The sequence below is a fragment of the Paenibacillus sp. FSL L8-0663 genome, assembly GCF_038008125.1.
GTDB lineage: Bacteria > Bacillota > Bacilli > Paenibacillales > Paenibacillaceae > Paenibacillus > Paenibacillus polymyxa_D.
This window is the reverse complement of sequence record NZ_JBBOYM010000001.1, coordinates 774,471-795,322: the sequence shown is the minus strand read 5'-3', so window position 1 is coordinate 795,322 and position 20,852 is coordinate 774,471. Positions and strand designations below refer to the sequence as shown.

Below are 20,852 nucleotides of genomic sequence, written 5' to 3'. Positions count from 1 at the left end.
GTTTACCGTGCTCTTAGGTTATCTAAAATGACGGTATTACGATATGATGAAAAATTGGTTACGCCGTTCTGAATTTTTTGAAAATTTGTCGACGAAAAGGAAGAGGTTTATGACTTACGACGTTATTGTGATCGGAGGCGGCTCAGCCGGATTAATGGCTGCTGCCGCTGCCAGCAGTGAGGGTGCCAAGGTGCTTTTACTTGAAAAAGGAAATAAACTCGGGCGAAAGCTGGGGATCTCTGGTGGAGGCCGTTGCAATGTCACGAATGCCAAAGAGCTGGACGAACTCATTCGGCACATCCCCGGCAATGGCCGTTTTCTGCACAGTGCACTGGCGGCTTTTGGCAATCGGGATATCATCGCCTTTTTTGAACAGCTGGGTATAGCCTTAAAGGAAGAAGACAATGGGCGTATGTTTCCAGTGACGGACAAAGCCAAAACAGTAGTCGATGCTTTGATTAACAAGGTACGCTCTCAAGGAGTCGAAATTCGGACAAGTCGTCCTGTTCAAGAGGTTATTTACAAAGAAGGTCATACAGCTGGGGTACGGCTGCGTTCCGGTGAAATCCTACATAGCCGTAATGTCATTGTAGCCGTCGGTGGCAAGTCCGTCCCGCATACCGGCTCGGAAGGTGACGGCTATGCATGGGCAGAACAAGCGGGGCATACCATTACGGAGCTGTATCCAACAGAGGTGCCATTGACCTCAGGCGAAACGTTCATCCAGACGAAAGAGCTTCAGGGACTATCCTTACGCGACATCAGTCTGACCGTATGGAATGCGAAGCAAAAGAAAGTTGTCGTCCATGAAGGAGATATGATTTTTACACATTTCGGTCTATCTGGCCCAACTGCTTTGCGGTGCAGTCAATTTGTCGTCAAGGGAATGAAAAAAGATAAGGTAAACACGGTGTTATTGACTCTCGATTTGCAGCCTCATAAACATGCCGATGAAGTCTACCGTGAGACGCTGGAGTTGGCATCGGTCGATGCTAAAAAAGCGATCAAAAATGTGCTTAAGCCTTATTTACCGGAACGCTTGATTCCATTGTTGCTCCAGCAAGCCGAACTGCGTGAGGACTTGACCTATGATCATATTCCCAAGCAGCAATGGCAAGAACTTGCTCATCGCATTAAGGCGTTTCCAATCCGTGTGAACGGTACGCTCTCTCTGAAGGAAGCATTTGTTACCGGGGGCGGTGTGAATTTGAAGGAAATTAATCCGAAAACGATGGAGTCCAAGCTGATGCCTGGATTGTTCTTCTGCGGTGAGATTCTCGATATTCACGGTTACACAGGTGGTTATAATATTACAGCGGCGTTTACGACAGGGCATACAGCAGGGACACAAGCGGCCGTAAGCGATTAAGACGCTGCGCGTAGGACTTGATCTTACGATCGCTGTTGCCACGGGATTCTCTTGATTATATAAAACATTTAAGGGTAAGAATTCCGTGGCAAAGGCGAACGCTGTCGCTTCTTCAGATTCAAATCCTCCGCTGCGCTGCATACCACCACTGCATCCTCATTTTTTGGGGGAGATAGGAAAAGGAAATGAAAAAGACTTAAATCAGTTGAATTGCTGAGTTAAGTCTTTTTTTGAGTAATCGTGTATTGAACAAGCTCTATCTTGTTTTACATTTGCCGCTATCTTAAACCTCAATAATGATAGGTAAAATCATGGGTCTTCTCTTCGTCTGATTGTAAATGAACCGACCAACATCATCTTTTAACATCTGCTTAATCAGTCCCCACTGACTCATTTCGATTTCTGTTAGCTCGTTCACTGTGGACATAATCGTGTCGTGGATCTGACTCATGAGCTCTTCGGAATCCTTAACATATACAAAGCCTCTTGAAATGACCTCTGGCGCTGCGAGCATTTGCTTCTCATTTTTACTCAACGTCATCACAATAATCAGCATTCCGTCTGAAGAAAGTTTTTTACGGTCACGCAGGACAATATTACCTACGTCACCGGTTACCAACCCGTCTACCAAGCTATTGCCGGCTGGTACTTTAGGCCCCAGGGATGCCCTTCCCTCTTCAATTTGAATCGTGTCACCGTTATGGACGATAAATACATTCTCCATCGGAATCCCCACAGACTCCGCTAGCTGACGATGCTGATACAGCATTCTGAATTCACCATGTATAGGAATCAAATACTGTGGTTTCATCAAAGTCATCATTAATTTCAGTTCTTCCTGGCTACCATGACCGGATACGTGCATTCCTGTAGAGCTGCCTGATCCATAAATAACCTGGGCACCCAGCACATACAGGTTGTCAATGACCTGGGAAAGGTTTCGCTCATTCCCCGGTATGGCTCCCGCAGCAATGATGACCGTATCACCAGGCAAAATTTCGATTTTGGGATGCAGGGAATTGGCTAAACGTGACAATGCGGCCATCGGCTCTCCCTGGCTTCCGGTACATAAAACTGCAATTTCTTCTGCGGGAAACCGCTCTGTGTCTCCCGCCTCAATCAGTAAATCCTCAGGCATATGCAAGAAGCCCAGCTCCTTGGCCACTGACACCACATTTATCATACTGCGTCCGAGTAAAACCAGTTTCCTGCCTGTTTCCACAGCCGCATCAATGATTTGCTGGACACGGTTAACATTAGAAGCGAACGTGGAGATAAATACCTGCTGTTTGGCTCTGGCAAATGCATCTAGAATATGCCCGCCAACCAAACGTTCTGAAGGGGTAAATCCTGGCCTTTCCGCATTTGTACTTTCGGAGAGCAGCACTTTCACCCCCTTCTTTCCTATTTCAGCCATTCGATGAAGATCCGGAAAAGGTCCGCTTACGGGGGACATATCGAATTTGAAATCGCCGGTATGGACCACATTTCCTTCCGGTGTCTGAAAAAAGACACCCAGGCAATCCGGGATACTGTGGACCGTGGTGAAAAAGGATGCCTGAATCGTTCCCGCTTGAACGGTTGAATCCGCATCTATAAGATGAAGCTCGGCATCACGCAAAAGGTTATGTTCCCTTAACTTAATCTTAATTAATTCGATGGTGAGCTTTGTCCCATAAACAGGCATGTTAATCTGCTTGAGCAGATAGGGAATACCTCCGATGTGATCCTCATGCCCATGAGTCACAATGAGCGCTCTGACTTTATCCTGATTTTCCAGCAGATAGGTGACATCGGGCACAATAAGGTCAATACCAGGCAAGTTCTCATCAGGAAACTTCGAACCACAATCGATTACGACGATATCCTGATCGTATTGGATGAAATACATGTTTTTCCCGATTTCATTCACACCGCCTAGAGCAGCAATGAGTAATCTATTATCACCAAGCATCAAGTTTATTTCCTCCTTAGAAAAAGGCTATCCATATTATTCATTTTCCACGTAAACTTATACACAAAAAGAAACCCTTGTCTCTAAAGACAGGGGTTCTCACTTGATTTACTAAATACCCACCGCAGCCGAAATAGCAGCGAAAATAGCAGCAACTAACCACAGGATGAGGAATAGCTTGAAGATTACCTTCAGCCACTGTCCAAAGCTGATCCGGGCAATGGCCAATCCTGCTAGCAGAACTCCACCTGTCGGTGAAATGAGATTGGTTAACCCGTTACCAAACTGGTACGCTGTGACTACGGCTTCACGATTGATGCCTACAAGATCGCCAAGCGGTGCAAGTACAGGCATAGTTAGTGCTGCTTCCCCCGAAGAAGATGGGACTAGGAAAGTAATAATATTATGTGCAACCAACATAATGGTTGTGAACAAGTAATTTGGCAATCCTTCCAGGATGCCTGCGAGTGCATTCAATACGGTATCGATGATCATACCCTGCTCGGCGATGATCAGAATTCCGCGAGCGAGACCTATAATCACTGCAGCGTAGATGAATTCTCCACACCCTTTTACAAAATTCTCAGCTATCTCCTTCTGGCTCATTTTGGTAACTACCCCGACAAAAAGACCGAGTGCGAAGAAAAGGGCGCCGATTTCAGTCATATACCAGCCTTTGGCCAAAATTCCCCAGACAATGGCTCCAAGCGTTACAATAAATCCACCTATAATTAATTTGTCCCGAAACGTGAAGACGACGTCCTCACCTGTATTTTCTTTTATAAATTGCTCGCGATTTATAATATCACTCTGAAAAACAATGGATTTCTCCGGATTTCTCTTAACCCGGTGCGCATACCACATCGTAAAGGCAATAGAAATCATAGTAAATACAAGCCATTCAATAAATCTCAGCCAGAGCTGAGGATTCCCCTCCACTCCCGCGATTCCCTGGGCAATCAATACTGAAAATGGATTCACAGTCGAACCAACATAGCCAATTTGCGTTCCCAGAAATAGAATGAGAATAGCAGTCATAGAATCGAAGCCTAGAGCAAACATTAACGGAATAAAAATCGCATACAGCGGGATAATTTCTTCGCTCATCCCAAAGGTAGAGCCTCCGAGACTGAATATAACCATGGCAATTGGAATAAGCAAAATCCCCTTATTCTTCAGTCGCCTGGCAAGAGCCGTCAGAGCACGATCGATGGCTCCCGTCTGCAGAATAATCCCGAAGGAGCCGCCTACAATAAGGACAAAAGAGACCACATCGGCAGCATTGATAATCCCTTCAATCGGGGCGCTAAGGATTTGGGGGATTCCCTGTCTTAAATCACCGTTCTCACCCGTTTTGGGTACAGTGTGATAGGTTCCCGAAACGATTGCCGTTTTGGTCACACCGTTCACTGTCACTTCATGACGCTCAAACTGTCCGCTGGGTACAATCCATGTCAACGCAGCGACCGTAATAATAATCAAAAATATTAAAGTATAACTATGGGGCAAGGATAATTTCCATTTCTTATTCTTGATGTTCATGTTTATCCCTCATTCCAAGAATGGTTATACGTAACCTTCCCTCCCATAATGGTCAATATCACTTGGGCATCCCTGATGTCGCTAGCGGATGCGTTAAGGAGGTCGCGATCAAAAACGGCGATGTCAGCATATTTTCCAGCCTCCAGCGTACCTGTAACCTCTTCCATATAACAATGTTTGGCTCCATTAATGGTCCATGCCCTTAAAACTTCGGATGGCGGCATCCCTTGGTCAGGATACCAGCCTCCTGCAGGCGAGCCATCCGGGAATAATCGGTGAGAGGCTGCATACAGTGAATCAGGGACACTAGTGATAAATAAAGGCAGATCAGTCCCAATGGTTATTGGCACGTTAGCCTCCAGCATGGATTTATAATTATAAAAGCGGTTTTCATTGTCTTTACCTACCACAGCAGACATATAAGCATCCTCGTAAGAAGGATTCAGTAGCAGGATTTGGGCGTAGACTTCGGCAAAAATTTCGTTCTCGCCCATTCTAATCAGATCATCTGGATGAGGATACTCTAGATCACTGATCGAATGTCTAATAAGGTGATTACCTTGTTGTTCGCGGCATTTTTCAATCATCGATACTGCCTGGCGAATTGCAGCATCCCCTTCTGCAGTTAGGCAGCATTTGATACCTTGGCTGTCTGCTTCCAGAACTGAGGCTTCAATTTTTTCATAATCAACCGTTCTTAAATTCGTGACTTCAGGCATATCTGCGTAAGGCTCCAACATATCCCCTGTATGATCGGCTACAACGCCGTCAAGCATCAGCTTGTATCCTTGGAAACGAATAAGGTCTCCATTATAAAGTGCTTTATACTTGATACCGGTGCCAACATCCAACGGTTCAACAACGGGTTCAAGCGAAAAATGAAATCGGAGTGGCAGTTCTCCTGCTTCTTTCAATTCTTCTAGAATCGGCAGTAGCTCGCTATGCCGGTCAAAGCCAATATCCTTTATGGAAGTAACTCCTCGTGCAGCCAGCAGGCGGCAAAACTCCACAAACTCTTGTTTGACAAGGCTGCGATCCTGCATCATGGCTTGGAGTAGCAAAGCGCGTGCCTCAGCACTGCATTGATCCGGCAAAAATTGATATTTCTCCTGAGCCAGTCGGTTCATCCAGCAGTAGCTTTTATTTAGGTTAATGGCAATTACCGCCCGATCAGGGAACATCTCGTCCAACAAGCTTTGTTCCGGCAGCTTGCCCCATCTTTCCTCGCTCCAACCGTAAGCGGTTACATCTTTCCCTGGCGGAAGATTGTTTGCCGCTTGCAGCATGGATTCCACTGCTTCTCCAATCGAGGCTGCATGAGTCAAATCCACGCCCCGATGCATCGACATATATCCGGTAAAAAATACATGATTGTCATGAACTCCTGGCATGATAAAAGCATCACCCAAATCACAGACAACCGTTTCAGTTCCTATCCAAGCTTGTGCTTCCTCGGGACGCCCCACTGCTGCAATACATTCTCCCCGCAGTGCAATAAACCCAGGCGAAGCTTCATTTTCTAAGCCATTAAAAATAGCATTTGACAGTAGAACCTTGTCCGCTAATGTGTCCTTCTTCCCTTGCACAGTTTCACCTCCTCATTATTTATCCGCTTCATAACATAACGTAATATAACGTTATAATATTGCTTCTGCTTCTCTCATGGAGTGGAAGCAGAAGCTGCGCCGTACCTGAATAACATTACGTAACAGGCAACGGATTTATATTGAGAATTGATAACGGTCCCCAATGATGTACTGCTTACCTACATGAACGGGGCTTCCATGCTGATCATAAATAATCGTATGCATGTAGAACAACGCCTGTCCGATGGCTGTCTCTAGCAGCTTTGCCTGGTATTCATCCGCCAAAGCGATTTGTAATATCGTCTCTCCCGGTTGGTTAGGATCGATGCTGTATTTATGACGCAATAGTTCGTATACAGAGCCCTCTAACTGCTCTTCCATTAGAAATGAAAATCGGTCATAAGGATAAAAATTATTCTCCAGCATGAGCGGTCGATCACCGGCGTATCTTTGGCGCTGAATAAATAACACTTTTTCTCCTTGTGGCAACTGCAACTGATGTGCAATTTCCTCATCTGCTTCTATGATTTCACGTTCTGTGACCACACTGTGTGAAGAGAGGCCGTTGGATTTGCAGGCAGCCGTAAAGCTGATCACATGTTCAATCTTCCGCCCAATTTTGGGTACATTGACAAAGGTTCCTTTTCCTTGACGTTTGGTCAGATAACCTTCATGAACCAATTCGGCAATCGCTTTTCTTACGGTAATTCGACTTACATTGTAGGTCTCGCTTAGCTCAGTTTCGGTCGGTATACGACTTCCCTGCGTATATGTTCCATTATGAATAGCAGTTTTGACCGCTTTTTGTAATTGAATATATAATGGCTCTGCTTGATCTGAATTCAACATAATGTACCCTCACTTGTCATATAACGTTATATTACTCCCACTTAGAGTATCAAATGTTACATATTCTTACAAGTGAAGATGTTTGAAAAAAGTTTATTAGTAACGGACGCCGTATCCGAATGAACCTTCTACCAGACAGCTCTGGGCGGCAACCCTCGATCCTTCTGCCATAGCGTCCTGAATATTATCCTTTTTCAAAAAACTCAGTAAAAAGGCGGTGATATAGGAGTCTCCTGCCCCCATCGTATCCACAGCGTCCACGGAATCAGGCGTTTGAAAATAGAACTTGGTACCATCATAGGCAATAGATCTATCTCCGCCGCGTGTGGCTACCAGAATTTGCCCCTCTTTTTTTCGATTGGAGCGGATATAGTTCTGTGTCTCTTCATCCGTCATATGGCTGCAAGAGAAGAATGCAAAATCGGCGTACGCAATATATCTCTCGACCTGTTCATCTACGAAATCATCTGAAAAGTCAAAAGAAAGAGGGATTCCCAGCGTCTCCAATTCAGGCAGCAAGTGCCCTGTATGACTGTACAAGCCCGTGTGAATAAGGTCGAACCCGCCAACATAGGCCTTGTCATCTTCACTCAGCTTCAGCGGGTGGAGACGTGTAACTCCTCCCTCATTGCTGCCCAGAAATACTCTGTCCCCGTCTTCCAGGGTTACACGTGCGCAGCCGTTCTCACCGCTGTGATATCTGCACCGTGAAATGTCGATTTCCAGCTCACGGAGAATGTGTTCTACATGCTGTGCTTCGTTATCATCCCCGAATACTCCAATAAAGGCTGCATCTACTCCCGCTTTTTTGGCAAACACACTGAAATTAAGCGCATTGCCGCCAGGATACATCATGCGCAGATGAACATATTTATCTACCACATTATCGCCAATGCCTAGAACTTTCATGATGGTTTCCTCCTGTTGGTAAGTGCGCTTAGTAAGCTACTTTGCCCATATAACGGCGAGTTTCCAGTGGGTGATTGCGTACATTTGCGAGTGCTTCACGATAAACACATACAATGCTATAAAATAAAACCGGGTTAAAGAACTCGACAACCTCGTCAGCAATGGTTCCGATTCCAAGCTCTTTCGCATCGATCACTTCTACTTTCTCGGCATATTGATTCAGGAAAGTCTGTGCCCGCTCATCCAATGCCCGTGTGCGTCCTTCGTTGATCATCAGAATAAATGGAGTTTCTTTATCCGTTACTTCAAACGGACCGTGGAAAAATTCACCGGAATGGATTGAAGCCGCATGAAGCCATTGCATTTCCATTAGAGAACAGATAGCAAATCCGTAGGCATGTCCATAAGAAGCTCCGCTGGTCAGGATATAGAAGAGATCTTCATTGCGGTATTTGTCAGCGAATACACTGGCACGCGGTTCGACTTGTATTTTGGCCCTGTTAATAATTCCATTGATTGCTCCCAAGCCGTTCTGGAAAGCTTGATAATGCACATAGCCTTCAGCGACTTGAAGCAGCTCAACAGTAAGCTCCAAAATAATAGCCATCGGGTTATTTTTGACATCGCTCTCATCTCCCCACTCGTAGAGGAATGAATAATCAGAGTAATTGAGCAGTGTCGCTTCACTATTGTGGGTTAAGCCGATGGTGTAAGCGCCTTTCTCTTTGGCTGATTTAGCAGCCGCAACCGATTCCGGCGTGTTTCCTCCATGGGAACACACGATGACAACTGAGTTTTTACCTAATCGTCTTGGCAGCGCGTGCACAAACTCATTTGCTGTATACATGCCTGCTACCAGCTTCTTTGCTTCACTATCCAAGAAATATTTTGAGGGATACATATCGACTAATGAGCCCCCGCAAGCTACTAAATAAACCTCAGAAATCTCTCCACTTGATTGTTCATAAATCGTCTGAACCGTCTGTTGTACATTCATCATTTTTACCTCTCCTTTTTGTATAACGTTATATAACGTATTGTTTATGGGATAAATATAAGCGCTTTCACCAAAAGTGTCAAGCCCATTTATTCAATGAACTTTTAATGATCTGCATTCAAAAAGCTCTAATCCTTTTGTCGAAGAATTAGAGTTCCTATTGGGATTTGATTATTGAGTGTTTGGTCATAACGAGATTACACCTACAAAATACGCAAAAAATTGGTCTTACCCATGGGTTTGTCCGAATAAACTAAAGTAGACAAGTACATAACAGCCCATAAAAAATCAAGGAGGAAAACACCATTAATACATTAATCAGTTATATTTTTCTCGGTCTGTCACTGTCGGCCCCCATTGGGCCGATTAATGCTGCACAGTTGGATCGAGGTATTAAGAATGGATTTTGGCATGCTTGGTTTATCGGGCTTGGGGCAATAACCGCAGATATAATCTATATGCTGCTTGTCTATTTGGGAATGATCCACCTTCTTAATGCCCCGTTTGTTAAAGCTTTTTTATGGTTATTTGGTTTTTTCGTACTTTTGTATACAGGTGTTGAAAGCATCAAAAATGCAGGTGTGATTTCAGAATCTGAATTGAGGGGAAATGGCAATACCTTAACCAACTCTTTTTTGGCAGGCTTTCTGATGTCATTATTTAATCCTCTCTCCATCCTTTTCTGGCTTGGCATTTACGGGTCCATACTGGCCAACGTCGCTAATACATATCCAGTACAACAGCTAATGATCTTTAGCGGAGCGATTGTATTAGGTGTGTTACTCTGGGACGTAACCATGGCAGCCGCTTCAAGTATTTTCCGGAGGTTTCTAAAAACCGGATTACTTAAAACCATCTCTTGGATGTCTGGATTATCTCTTATCGGTTTTGGTTTTTATTTTGGTGTACAGGCATTTCAATTACTTTTTTTACACTGACGATTAACTCCCTGACAAAGTTAACGAGATTCCTTGGCGTGTTTTCGGCGAACCCATTGTACAATGAGGTCACATATTGCAATGAACAAGACCAGAAGTAAGCTGATGTAAACCCCAGGACGACTAAGCTTATGAAAAAATGATCCGACCACAGCCATAGCTATCAACAATAATCCAACCCAGCGTTTAATGTTGCTAGATGTGCTCGATTCCAGTAACTTACCTGAAGACAGCAAAATAAAGCACCAGTTATACAACAGCATTAACCCTGCAGCTGTTGTAATATATTCATACACTTTTCCCGGCAGCAGCAACGACATTACGATGGCTGAGATTAATCCAACAGTGATCAAACTAAGTGCATACAGAGGATATTTGCCCTTCCACTTCCGTGAAAACAATGTGGGCGCATCTCCCTCCTGTGCAAGTGTAATCATCATAGATGTCTCTGCATATAGGGAGGCTGTCATTGTTGAGAACCCTGCAATAATAAGCACTCCATTAAATAAATGAGGTACAAAAACCAGATGATCGCTGCTCAGCGCAAGCACAAATGGACTTTCTTTCGGGTTAAAGGCACTTAAGGGTACCATAGACACAGCCAGACCAATCGAAAGCACATATACTACAACGAGCGTCATCAACATTACTTTTCCTGCTTTAGGTGCATCCTCCGGTTTTTGAAGCCGATTAGACATTATTCCGAGCACTTCAATACCTCCGTATGCATAAAAGGCAAAAATAAAAGATGACCATAATCCCATACCGCCGGTAGGAAAAAAGTCTTTGTAACTGATGGGGAACTTTGGATTATATTTTCTTCCTCCGATCCAGCCTGCCAAAAGAGCAACGGCCAAGACCAGAAACATAACAATAGCTGCCATTTTAATAATAGCCAATACATTTTCAACTCGATCAAAACCCTTGTTACCAAAAAAAACAATCACAAGCCCTAAAATCCCGAAGCCTGCCGCAAAAATCCACATCGGTACCTGAGGAAACCAGAAGCGTGAAAATATAGATAGCGCCGTTAGTTGGCTCCCATTGATAAGCAATTCTGAGAACCAATACACCCAGCCACTACCGAAGCCTGCCCAATTACCAAATGCTTTTTGGGCATAGGAACGGAAAGAGCCCTGTTCTGGATGATCTGCCGTCATGCGCGAAAGAGCGTCAAACACCACATACGTTCCCACCGCTGCCAAAAAGTATGCAATGAGTACGGCTGGGCCACCGATGGAAATCGCTAAGCCGGACCCGAGGAAATATCCTGTACCGATGGTACCTGCAACTCCTAACAAGCTTAGTTGCCACCATTTTAGTTTTTTTTCTTTTTGCATACGATCCGAAGACTTACCCATAAAAGAGAATCACCCTGTTCCTGAATTTGAGACCGAGTTCTCTATTTTAAGATTGCCTATTTCACCATATTTCATGTGAAGCATGACTTGGCTTTATTTATGAATAAAGAAGCACCAGAACCCCGTTAAGGTTTACTGGTGCTTTGTAAATGTATAAAATTGTCCGAGGGGTTAAGTGAAACTCAAACAATCAAACTTTAGATAAAGAAAGGGCCTTATCGGCATTTTGAATATCCATTTGTAATTGCTGCTCCGGATCATAAGCGTTATAGTAACCGTTGTTCTTCATATAATTAAAGATTTGTTCATGAAGATTAACCGCTTTGCTCAATTGGTCACAAAGAACATTGCGAACTTCCGAACTGGTTGACTCTGTCAGCGCAAGAGCATAGTTCTTAATTCCGCTTTTAGCTGAAATTAATAAATCAGAAGCAATCACCTGATCGTTCATGGGACTCGTTCCAGTCATATTCTCAACGAAAGAGTTCACATTAATCCTCCTTTAAAATTACACAAGTAGATTTCTAAGCTGTTGAATATCTTGTGTACCACCGTTGACATCCTGCTGCAAAATGTTTTTTAAGTTTGTGTCTGACACTAAAGGAATCATGGTTTGGGCTTTTGTGAGACAAGTTGTTTTAAACGTAAGCAGCTCATGTAATTCCAATTTTTCGTGAACTCCTAATTTTTGCATGGTCAAAACCTCCTTTCTGAAATTGTTATTCCCTGCTGTCGCTGCTATTTATGCAAATCCTACAGAGTTTCAGTTCTGGCAAAAGTTCTAACTGAGTTTTTTTCACACAAAAAAAGCTCCTTCAAAGCCACAATAATCCATGGTCTTATAGGAACTTTTCCTTAAAATGTGCTGGACAGTGAAGACTCAAATTTCTAATCATGATTTTTAGGATAAAATTAGGTATGGATGCTTCCAGAAAATCCATCCACATCGTCCTCGGGTTGAGGATCAGAGCTGACGTTGTGCTCCTCCGTCGTATTAGTGTACATTTGAGAGGAGCCATTTTTATAAGCTTCGCTCCAGTCTTCGTTGATCGTATGTGCTGGGATAATCCAGTCTTCCGGGCTATAACCTGGATTATGTACACCTATATTTCCTTGCAAACCGGGATATTCATCCGGTTTAGAGAAAAGAGTCCCTACCTCAATCATGCTTCCTTCATAGGCTTGGCAAATTTCCAATGCAGACAGTACATCTTGGTTCTCAATATGTACATTGAGACCTGTGTCACCGTTCGTGCTGGCAGAGTATCCAATTTCCTTTAATGTTTCACAGGCTTGAGCAGCTTGCTGCGGATCACGAAATTGAAAACGGAAAGAACCCGTATCCATGTGTTTCATCTCCTCTAAATTAGCTTATTTTGTTAATTTGTCCATTAGGTTAGGTATGTTCTTTTTTAATATAACCAACCAGAACAGTATTTTTACATTCAAATCCTTTATTTTTCAAAAATTTACTTTAATGCTTTGAAATTAAATAGTTAAAAAAGCAGCTACTGTGACAAATCGCATGTTTTCGCTATGTAAATCCCTTTATGCTAGTAACAAGGGTATGGTTGCCCGGTCATCCGAGCCGAGCGGTCAAAGGATGCCCAAATCCATACATAAAGGCGGAATGAAGATGATAGATTACCGAACATTGGTGACACAGCAATCCATGCATTTGTATAGCGTGTTTGCCAAGTCATTCAAAAGTGTAAACGAACATGCGGTTGCTGGCATCAAAACGGTGGGCTTCAACCCAACGGCCTTTGCCGTGATGGAAGTTTTATATCACAAGGGCGCGCAGCCAATCCAACAAATTGGAGCAAAGCTGCTTCTGCAAAGCGGAAATGTCACTTATGTTATTGACAAGCTGGAAAGTCGCGGTTATTTGCACCGTCACCCGTGCGACCAAGATCGTCGGATTATATATGCAGAATTGACGGACGAGGGACAACGTGTCATGGACGAAATTTATCCTGATTATACACGTCAGATTGAACGTGCCTTTAGCGGAATCAGTGAAACAGAAAGAGATCAACTCATCGGCTTGCTTAAAAAATTGGGTCGTAGCGCTGATAACCTGTCACCTTATCACAAATAGAATGTATAGTAATTTTAGCAAACAAACATTTGTGAAGAAATGAACAATCTTTAGCTGTGCTAAACGTAGATTAGATTTATACTAGAAAAGTCCACCCTTATATTCATGGGTGGACTTTTTATATACCTGAATAGAGCGAAATATGCCCAAGCTTACGAGCAGCATAAGTATCTGCTATCGACTAAAATGTTTGACCACTACATTGTTAAACATAGCCGGACCGCCATCGGAAAAAAGAGTAATTTTCTGATCCTCTAATCGTGGAAATATTAAGGAGGAATAAGCTACTTCTCCATCATCTACAAACACTTCAATGCTGGTTTTATCGACGAGAATGTTTAGGTGGACCTTTTTCTTATTAGCATCAAAAGGCGCCTTGCTCTCTACATATTTCCCACTCTGATCCGGATGTCCGGTATTGGCTCTATTTACGTAGGAGTATTGCCCATCCACCGAAACACCGACATCCACATGGCGCTTGCCATCTGCTGACTCTCGAAGCCTCAGTCCCGCATTTTTGATCGTTGACCAAGATACATCCGCCTCTAACTGATAGGTATCGCCTGCTACCGGAAGCGAGTAAACACCGTCTACTTTGATCTGTCCAAATGATTTCGTAGAAGTTTGGAATCGTTCCAAAGTTTTTACTGGCTGTGAAACCAAGCGATACCCAGCATCTGCTGTATGCTTCAACCGAATTTGACGAACAATCGAATCCATTCCATTAAAGCCTTCCTTTAGGGTAGGCGTGTTATTGGCATAATCCCAATTATTCATCCAGGCCAGAGCATAACGGTGACTGTATTTATCTTTGTCTTTTCCTTCCTCGAACGTAACTGCACCATACCAGTCAAACCCATAATCCAGCCACTCAGGTTCACTGTGATCAGGGAGAAATGCTTCTCCATTAAAATCTCCCGTCCAGTAGGCATACGTGTTGGGTCCGCCTGTTGGTTTGCTATTGGCGCTCGCGCCCAAAACCCATTGATAGGTTCCATCATCTGCACGCATCTGGTAAAGGTCAGGACATTCCACAAGCCCGATATTTTCCGTTTGAAAGCCACTCGTAAACTGCCAATCCTTTAAATTTTTAGACTTATAAAAGCCAATCTTCGTTCCCTCTGCCATGACCATCATCCATTGATTACGCCCAGTATCCCGGATGATTTTGGGATCTCTGAAGTCCTTTGTACCGGGATTGGACATCACAGGCTTGTTGCGGTAAGAAGTAAACGTCTTGCCGTTATCCTTACTGTACCACAAAAATTGTTCCTGCTTTCCGCCATCTGCGGAGGGCTGTGTCACAATGGCTACCAGCGTCCCTTTTCCAAAACCTGCGGTATTCTTATCATCGATCACGACCGAACCGGACCAAGGATCTCCATTCCGGTTCGTATATTTGGGAATCGCCACCCCTTCATCTTTCCAATGAACCAGGTCGGTTGATGTGGCATGTCGCCATTCTGTACCGTTCTTTTTGGGATAGTCACGATTGTATAAATAGTAATAATGATATTTTCCATCGAAATAAATGGGCCGTTGGGGGTCATTCTTCCACTTATCCGGAACGGTAAAATGATAGGCTGACCGATAGGTCGGTGTTGTATGCTTACTTTGTTTAGCTTGACTTTTTGGAGTTGCAGCAGATTTTGGGGGTTCGGCTGTATCCTGTTGGTACATACTCCAACCCATAGCTATGAATATAGTTAAGCCTGTGATGATTACAACGGATCGTATCCAAATGCTCTTGGGAGTTTTTTTTTTCATTATGACGATCCTCCTTACCTCTCATTGCATCGTTATGTACCGCCCGATGGACGACAGATCGGGTTGCTACCAATCTACCGCCTTCGGACATACTGCATTACATATACCTACTTATTTCTTTCCATACTCATTTGGAGATTCTTTTTTGTCATTCGTTGGATCAATCGTGATTTGCCCTTGCTCCAAAATACCGTTTTTCACAACAGAGGTTTTCGAGCCTTTAATATTCAGCAGGAAGCTTGGTGCGAAAGTAGATTTGTGATCCGGGAAAAGCCCGCGATTGGTCATATAACTCGAAACGACTACGTTATTGCCTTTGCCTTGCGGGATAGCAAAATGGGCATACGTCCAGGTAATATCATCACGATCCAGATCCTGATGAAGAACGAGACCGGTTCCATTCAAGGGTTTATAAGGCCCTGTCAAGGAAGTAGAAACATAACCCAGCATGTAAATATCATCGTCACCGATCGCATCTACAGTCACCTTGGAACCTCTCGTACTCGTAAATAAATACCACAAACCGTTCATTTTGAACACATTTGCCCGTTCAATTTCATCTGTTACCAAATTGGAAGCAATCAAAGGAGGCATTACATTTTTCAACGTATAATCATCATTCAATTCAACGATGCCCAGTGCGCCGTTAGCCAGCTCAGCTCCCTTTTTCTTGGGACTTTGCAACAAATTTTGTTGCTCTTCCGTGAAGAATTTCTTATTGCCGCCATAATAAGCTGGGTTTTGAAGCGAATCTTCGCCTTGGTAGCCGGTTTCTGTTCCTGTGTTGGCTTCAAATATAATATATTTGTGGCCTTGATCCTCGACATAGTGAGGGTCTCTAAACGTATGGTTGTCCATATCTATTCCGACGCTTTGCTGTACATTTTGATAGGTTTTCCCATCTCCACCGTCATAGATCGATTTCAAATCCTCGACTCCATCTACTTTCAGTGTCTTGTCATCAGGCTGAGAGACATTAATTTGAGCCGTGCTCAAGGTTTGTTTGCCGTATAGTTGGTTACTTGGCTCAAAGGGCTGTCTGCTGGTATAAAATAAACGTACTTGTCCATCAGAGGTTAACGTAGCAGAACCGGACCATTCTTCTGACTGATTTTTTAGAATCGGATCGTTGGCAAGTAATTTATCATTGTCTTTAAATACTCTTCCGGCATTTTTCCAGCCGCTCAGCGAGGTATTACCCGCTTTTTGATAGAACAGATATATAAATGTATCCTCTGCTCTTTTAGGATCGCCTGCCAATCCAAAAACGATATTATACCCTTTGTAATTGGCTACTGTGCCATCGGCATTTTGTAACGGCCAAGAGTCCCAGACATCAAAATCAGTCAGCTTGCCTGAGCTGTCGCGACCAATAGCAGAAGGAATATTCTTAATTGTAGACGCATCGAAGGACGGAACCTCATATTTCTCTTTGCCTTGCTGTTTGAAAATATTCAGCATGTCATTACGCGTAATTTGCGTAAATGCATTGTCTGTTTTGAGATCAGATGCATCATTTTCCTCGGCAAAAGCCTGAACGCCGCCTCCTAACAGCAAGGTAGTTGCTACTGTTGCAGTGGCTGCTTTACTGAACCATTTGTTAAACTTCAAGTACTCCATCTCCCTTAATCTAATTATGCTTCTAGATTTGAAAACCAACTTTTTGGTTGGTAGGGCCATTTTATATGGTATGTCAAACGATTGATATAGACTGAAAAGCCCTATTATGTGAGATAAGAAAACAGGTTACTCTATGAATTTCATCCTCATATTTTCCTAGTAATTTTCTGAAAATCCCTTTTTTTTCATTCTTATTACATTCAGAAAAATTTGCTGCTTGATTTTTTTCCGTGTTTCATATTGCTAGCTTGGTTGCTTCATTCACATGCAAAATCATTCTAAAATAAATCATACAAAGCCCAATTTGTAAGCGGGTTCAAAAAAATAGTTCCTTAGTACCCTACAGCTCCATCCAGAAACAAATTTTTTGTTACAATTTCTTAAGACTTTTTTACTATTTTATTACCTATACCATATGAATATATCGCAGTCTCAAGGGGATTTTTATTTCCTTTTTGTATGCTGGGAAATTTATTGGTCCTAAGCGAGGTGTTTTTTTGTTGAATCATTAGGAGGAGAGACCTTTGAATAAAGAGATAGCCCGGACTTTTATTCAAAGGTCCGGGCTATCTCTTTTATAATGAAAGATTTATATTATTTTTTATGCGTGTTCTCTTTGTGGTGTCTTTACGCGCTGATCTGCCTCTTCTTCCGTACCCGGCGGACGGTTCCGCAGTCCGAGCACGACAAACCAGCTAATCACTGCAATAACGACCATGATAACGAACAGGGAATGCAGACTGTTTTCCAGTACAGAACGAAGCAATCCGGCAACCTTGTCACTTAGACTCTGTGAAGCATGAGGTGCAAGCAGACCGTTAATATCCTCCTGCGTAACCCCTTGCTGTGTAAGCTGTCCTTCTGCTGTCTGGGCAGCAATGCGATAATTCAGCCATGAACCGAAGGCAGCAACCCCGATCGTTTGCCCCAACGTGCGCAGGAATGTATTCAAAGCTGTAGACGCGCCACGCAACTGGAACCCGACCGAGGACTGGGCAATAATCGTAAACACAGTTATCGAGAAACCGAATCCCAGTCCATACAACAATGTAGACAGGAAGAGCAGCCAGATTGGAGCCGTTTGGCCCATCAAGGTCATGACGAAGGCTCCCAATACAATCAGGGTCAGTCCAATCAATGAGGTTCGACGCGAGCCCAGCGTCAGCAAAATGCGTCCTCCGATCATAGAGCCAAATAGCCAGCCTATGGACATTGGAGCCAATGCGAGACCAGATGAAGCGGCATCCCCACCGTATACACCTTGAATCCATAGTGGAAGATAGCTAGTCAATCCGATCAGCAGGGTGCTGACTAACAGGGCTGCGGCACAGGAAAAAGCGATATCCCGTATCCGAAATAACTTTAGTGGCACCATCGGTTCCTGAGCGCGTTTTTCGATAACCAAAAACAGAATCAGGAACAAAATGGCTACGGCAGCCAAGGCCAGCAATTCAGGAGAAGCCCAACCGATATACTGTCCGCCCAGTGCCAATACGAGCAAGAGAGCCGTCATCCCGATGGTAAAGGTAACCGCTCCGGGTACGTCGATACGTGCGGTACGCTTGCTTACCTGTTCATGCAAGTAACGGGCGATGAAGAACATAGCCAGCAATCCAAAGGGAACGTTAAAGCCGAAAATCCACTCCCAACCAAAATAGGTGACCACATAACCGCCCAAGAGTGGCCCGATCAGGGAAGAAATTCCCCATACTGAGCTGATCATGCCTTGGACTTTGCCACGTTCCTCCATTTTGTATATATCACCGATGATGGTAAAGGTAACGGGAATGACACCACCCGCACCAATCCCCTGAATGGCCCGGTAGATAATAAGCTGCTCCATAGTACCAGCTATCATACAAAGTAAAGAGCCAAGTACAAACAACGAACAACCGATTAAAAAAATGGGTTTTCGTCCAAACAAATCGCTAAGCTTTCCGAAAATAGGTGTGGTCACAGCCATCGTCAGTAAATATGCCGTAAAAATCCAGCTGAGCAAATTCACGCTGCCCAGTTCACTAACAATCGTCGGTCCCGCTGGACCGATAACCGTTCCTTCAATTGCGGCCAAAAAAGTGGCCAATAGAACACCTGTCAGCACGAGTCCGCGCTTCATAGGTTTATCGTCTCCCAAGCAAATCACAAATCCTTTCCTTATAAAAACTGTGTTGTATCTGTGCAGTTTTCCCTCTCAGATGGATGATTACCCGCACTGTATAATCGTAAACAGGCGGCCTATATAGGCCGCCTGTTTTGTACGATGTATATATATTATTGTCTACATATCCTTAATTTTTGTCAACTGTAATCGTATGATCATTCCAGCTATTTTCCGTTTTATAGAGATACCCCTCTTCCATACGAAGAACATGGCTGGCAAAGCGTTCAGCTACCTGTATATCGTGGGTGATGATCAGGAATGCCGCGCCTTCGGTAGACTGCTCTGTGCACATACGGAGCAGAATATTCGCCCCTTCGTAATCCGTTCCTGCGGTAGGCTCATCCAGAATGTAGAGCTTTTTGGGCAAGATAAACTGTGCTGCAACGCTCAAGAGCCTTTTTTCGCCTCCACTTAGCAGATACGGGGAGGCATCCAGTCTGTGCTCCAGCCTGGCGGCAGCCAGCAAGTGATGCGCCCGTTCCACATATGCGGCGGGAACTGGCTCCCGGGTCCGTAAACCAAGCTTGGCGCGAACGCTGTACAAGCACTCTTCCCACACCGTTGCAGCTGCAAACTGATGCTCTGGCTGCTGGAACACATAGCCGATTTCGGTAGCCAGCTGGTGAATGGGCAGCTTCGCCATATCCTGCCCCTCCCACCACATGCACCCCTTCGGTGCGGGGAGTAGGCCCATGAGCAGCTTGCCGAGCGTGGTTTTACCTGAGCCGTTCTCGCCCAACAGCACGGCTCGTTCGCCAGGCGCAAGGGCAAGACTCACGCCCTTGAGCGCCGGGCGCTGGCTGCCGGGGTAGGTGAAGGGCAATCCCTTCACCTCCAGCAACGGCTGTCCAGCGCGGTCCGCCGCTGACCCGGGCTTCGCGCCCGGCTCACACGGCACGTCTCCCCTCTCTGCGGAAGAGGGGAGCAGCCCCAAGGCGGCCAGCTGCGCACCATGTTCGCGCAGCAGCGTTTCGGGCGGACCCTGCAGCTGCACGGTCCCGCCCTTCAGGACGATGATGCGCTGCGCTGCCCGTGCGCCATCGTCTATGCGGCCGGACGCGGTAACTACCGTCCGGCCTTCGGCATGGAGCCGCCGACATAACAGGACGAAGTCGCAGACAGCCGGCGGGTCTAACTGCGCAGCTGCGTCGTCGAACACGACCAGCGGCGCTTCCAACGCCAGTACCGCAGCAATCGCGGTGCGTTGGCGCTGGCCTCCCGAGAGGCGCCGCACGAAGGAGTCGCGCTCGGGAGCTAGGCCGACGGCCTCCAGCGCAGCGGCAATGCGCTGCGCTATTTCTGCCGGAGGCACGCGCAGGTTCTCCGGTCCAAAAGCAATCTCGTCTTCGACGATTCCCTGCACCAGCTGGGCATCCGGGTCCTGAAGCACGACGCCGACAGTGGTGGCGACAGTAGCCAGATCAGCGGTATCGGGGTCCATCCCGTACACGGTCAACTCACCCGTTCGTTCGCCCTCGCCAGAACGGGATAACCCGCCATGAAGCAGCTGGCATAGCGTAGACTTTCCACTTCCGCTGGCTCCGACAATGGCTACATGCTCGCCCACCGCAATGTCCAGTGTCAGGCCATGTAACGCTGGCTCCACCTGATCATCATACCGATAGCCAAAATTCTTCAAGGATACGGCTATTTTACTGTTCAAATTATAATCGCTATGTTCATTCATAACTGAAATAT

Annotated in this window: 17 protein-coding genes; 3 read left to right on the top strand and 14 right to left on the bottom strand. The window is 45.0% G+C overall.

Features of this window, described 5'->3' with window-relative positions; translation table 11 throughout:
- Positions 1 to 109: 109 nt before the first annotated feature.
- Positions 110 to 1,369: a BaiN/RdsA family NAD(P)/FAD-dependent oxidoreductase gene (locus MKY75_RS03495; RefSeq protein ID WP_318627580.1), complete on the top strand. Its 1,260-nt coding sequence runs from the start codon at positions 110 to 112 to the stop codon at positions 1,367 to 1,369.
- A 283-nt stretch (positions 1,370 to 1,652) separates the two neighbouring features.
- On the opposite strand, the gene MKY75_RS03490 is transcribed toward MKY75_RS03495, so the two are convergent.
- From MKY75_RS03490 to MKY75_RS03465, 6 genes are all read right to left on the bottom strand, one after another.
- Positions 1,653 to 3,323, bottom strand: a complete 1,671-nt coding sequence (locus tag MKY75_RS03490) for a ribonuclease J (protein ID WP_340887057.1) — start codon at positions 3,321 to 3,323, stop codon at positions 1,653 to 1,655.
- A 111-nt stretch (positions 3,324 to 3,434) separates the two neighbouring features.
- Positions 3,435 to 4,865 (bottom strand): YfcC family protein, encoded by a 1,431-nt coding sequence (locus MKY75_RS03485; RefSeq protein WP_340884326.1) that lies wholly within the window; start codon positions 4,863 to 4,865, stop codon positions 3,435 to 3,437.
- Between the two features lie 2 nt (positions 4,866 to 4,867).
- Positions 4,868 to 6,451 carry an amidohydrolase gene (locus tag MKY75_RS03480; RefSeq protein ID WP_069012136.1) on the bottom strand — a complete coding sequence of 528 codons (1,584 nt, stop codon included), beginning with the start codon at positions 6,449 to 6,451 and terminating at the stop codon, positions 4,868 to 4,870.
- A 135-nt stretch (positions 6,452 to 6,586) separates the two neighbouring features.
- Positions 6,587 to 7,300: a GntR family transcriptional regulator gene (locus MKY75_RS03475; protein WP_318627582.1), complete on the bottom strand. Its 714-nt coding sequence runs from the start codon at positions 7,298 to 7,300 to the stop codon at positions 6,587 to 6,589.
- A gap of 96 nt (positions 7,301 to 7,396) precedes the next feature.
- Positions 7,397 to 8,209, bottom strand: coding sequence for a fructoselysine 6-kinase (locus MKY75_RS03470; RefSeq protein ID WP_165148393.1), 813 nt, complete (start codon positions 8,207 to 8,209; stop codon positions 7,397 to 7,399).
- A gap of 28 nt (positions 8,210 to 8,237) precedes the next feature.
- On the bottom strand, positions 8,238 to 9,209 hold the full coding sequence (locus MKY75_RS03465) for an SIS domain-containing protein (RefSeq protein WP_340884323.1): 972 nt from the start codon (positions 9,207 to 9,209) through the stop codon (positions 8,238 to 8,240).
- 302 nt (positions 9,210 to 9,511) lie between these two features.
- On the opposite strand from MKY75_RS03465, the gene MKY75_RS03460 reads away from it, so the two are divergent.
- Positions 9,512 to 10,144: a LysE family transporter gene (locus tag MKY75_RS03460; RefSeq protein ID WP_340887055.1), complete on the top strand. Its 633-nt coding sequence runs from the start codon at positions 9,512 to 9,514 to the stop codon at positions 10,142 to 10,144.
- Between the two features lie 20 nt (positions 10,145 to 10,164).
- Here MKY75_RS03460 and MKY75_RS03455 read toward each other — a convergent pair whose 3' ends face one another.
- From MKY75_RS03455 to MKY75_RS03440, 4 genes are all read right to left on the bottom strand, one after another.
- Complete coding sequence (locus MKY75_RS03455; protein ID WP_340884322.1) at positions 10,165 to 11,505, bottom strand: amino acid permease; 1,341 nt, start codon at positions 11,503 to 11,505, stop codon at positions 10,165 to 10,167.
- A 190-nt stretch (positions 11,506 to 11,695) separates the two neighbouring features.
- Positions 11,696 to 11,995 carry a spore coat protein gene (locus tag MKY75_RS03450; RefSeq protein ID WP_318627584.1) on the bottom strand — a complete coding sequence of 100 codons (300 nt, stop codon included), beginning with the start codon at positions 11,993 to 11,995 and terminating at the stop codon, positions 11,696 to 11,698.
- Between the two features lie 18 nt (positions 11,996 to 12,013).
- Positions 12,014 to 12,199 (bottom strand): hypothetical protein, encoded by a 186-nt coding sequence (locus MKY75_RS03445; protein ID WP_029515813.1) that lies wholly within the window; start codon positions 12,197 to 12,199, stop codon positions 12,014 to 12,016.
- A 218-nt stretch (positions 12,200 to 12,417) separates the two neighbouring features.
- Entirely contained in the window at positions 12,418 to 12,852 is a 435-nt protein-coding gene (locus MKY75_RS03440) for a hypothetical protein (RefSeq protein WP_318627585.1), read from the bottom strand.
- 289 nt (positions 12,853 to 13,141) lie between these two features.
- Here MKY75_RS03440 and MKY75_RS03435 point away from each other — a divergent pair, with 289 nt between their 5' ends.
- Positions 13,142 to 13,606 carry a MarR family winged helix-turn-helix transcriptional regulator gene (locus MKY75_RS03435; protein ID WP_013369372.1) on the top strand — a complete coding sequence of 155 codons (465 nt, stop codon included), beginning with the start codon at positions 13,142 to 13,144 and terminating at the stop codon, positions 13,604 to 13,606.
- A 174-nt stretch (positions 13,607 to 13,780) separates the two neighbouring features.
- Here the strand turns inward: MKY75_RS03435 and MKY75_RS03430 are convergent, their stop codons facing one another.
- From MKY75_RS03430 to MKY75_RS03415, 4 genes are all read right to left on the bottom strand, one after another.
- Complete coding sequence (locus MKY75_RS03430) at positions 13,781 to 15,373, bottom strand: glycoside hydrolase family 32 protein (RefSeq protein WP_029515815.1); 1,593 nt, start codon at positions 15,371 to 15,373, stop codon at positions 13,781 to 13,783.
- Between the two features lie 111 nt (positions 15,374 to 15,484).
- A complete protein-coding gene (locus MKY75_RS03425; protein WP_029515816.1) occupies positions 15,485 to 16,984 on the bottom strand; it encodes a glycoside hydrolase family 68 protein in 1,500 nt (499 codons plus the stop codon).
- 610 nt (positions 16,985 to 17,594) lie between these two features.
- Complete coding sequence (locus MKY75_RS03420) at positions 17,595 to 19,109, bottom strand: MDR family MFS transporter (RefSeq protein ID WP_029515817.1); 1,515 nt, start codon at positions 19,107 to 19,109, stop codon at positions 17,595 to 17,597.
- A 172-nt stretch (positions 19,110 to 19,281) separates the two neighbouring features.
- Entirely contained in the window at positions 19,282 to 20,841 is a 1,560-nt protein-coding gene (locus MKY75_RS03415; protein WP_318627684.1) for an ABC transporter ATP-binding protein, read from the bottom strand.
- Positions 20,842 to 20,852 lie beyond the last annotated feature (11 nt).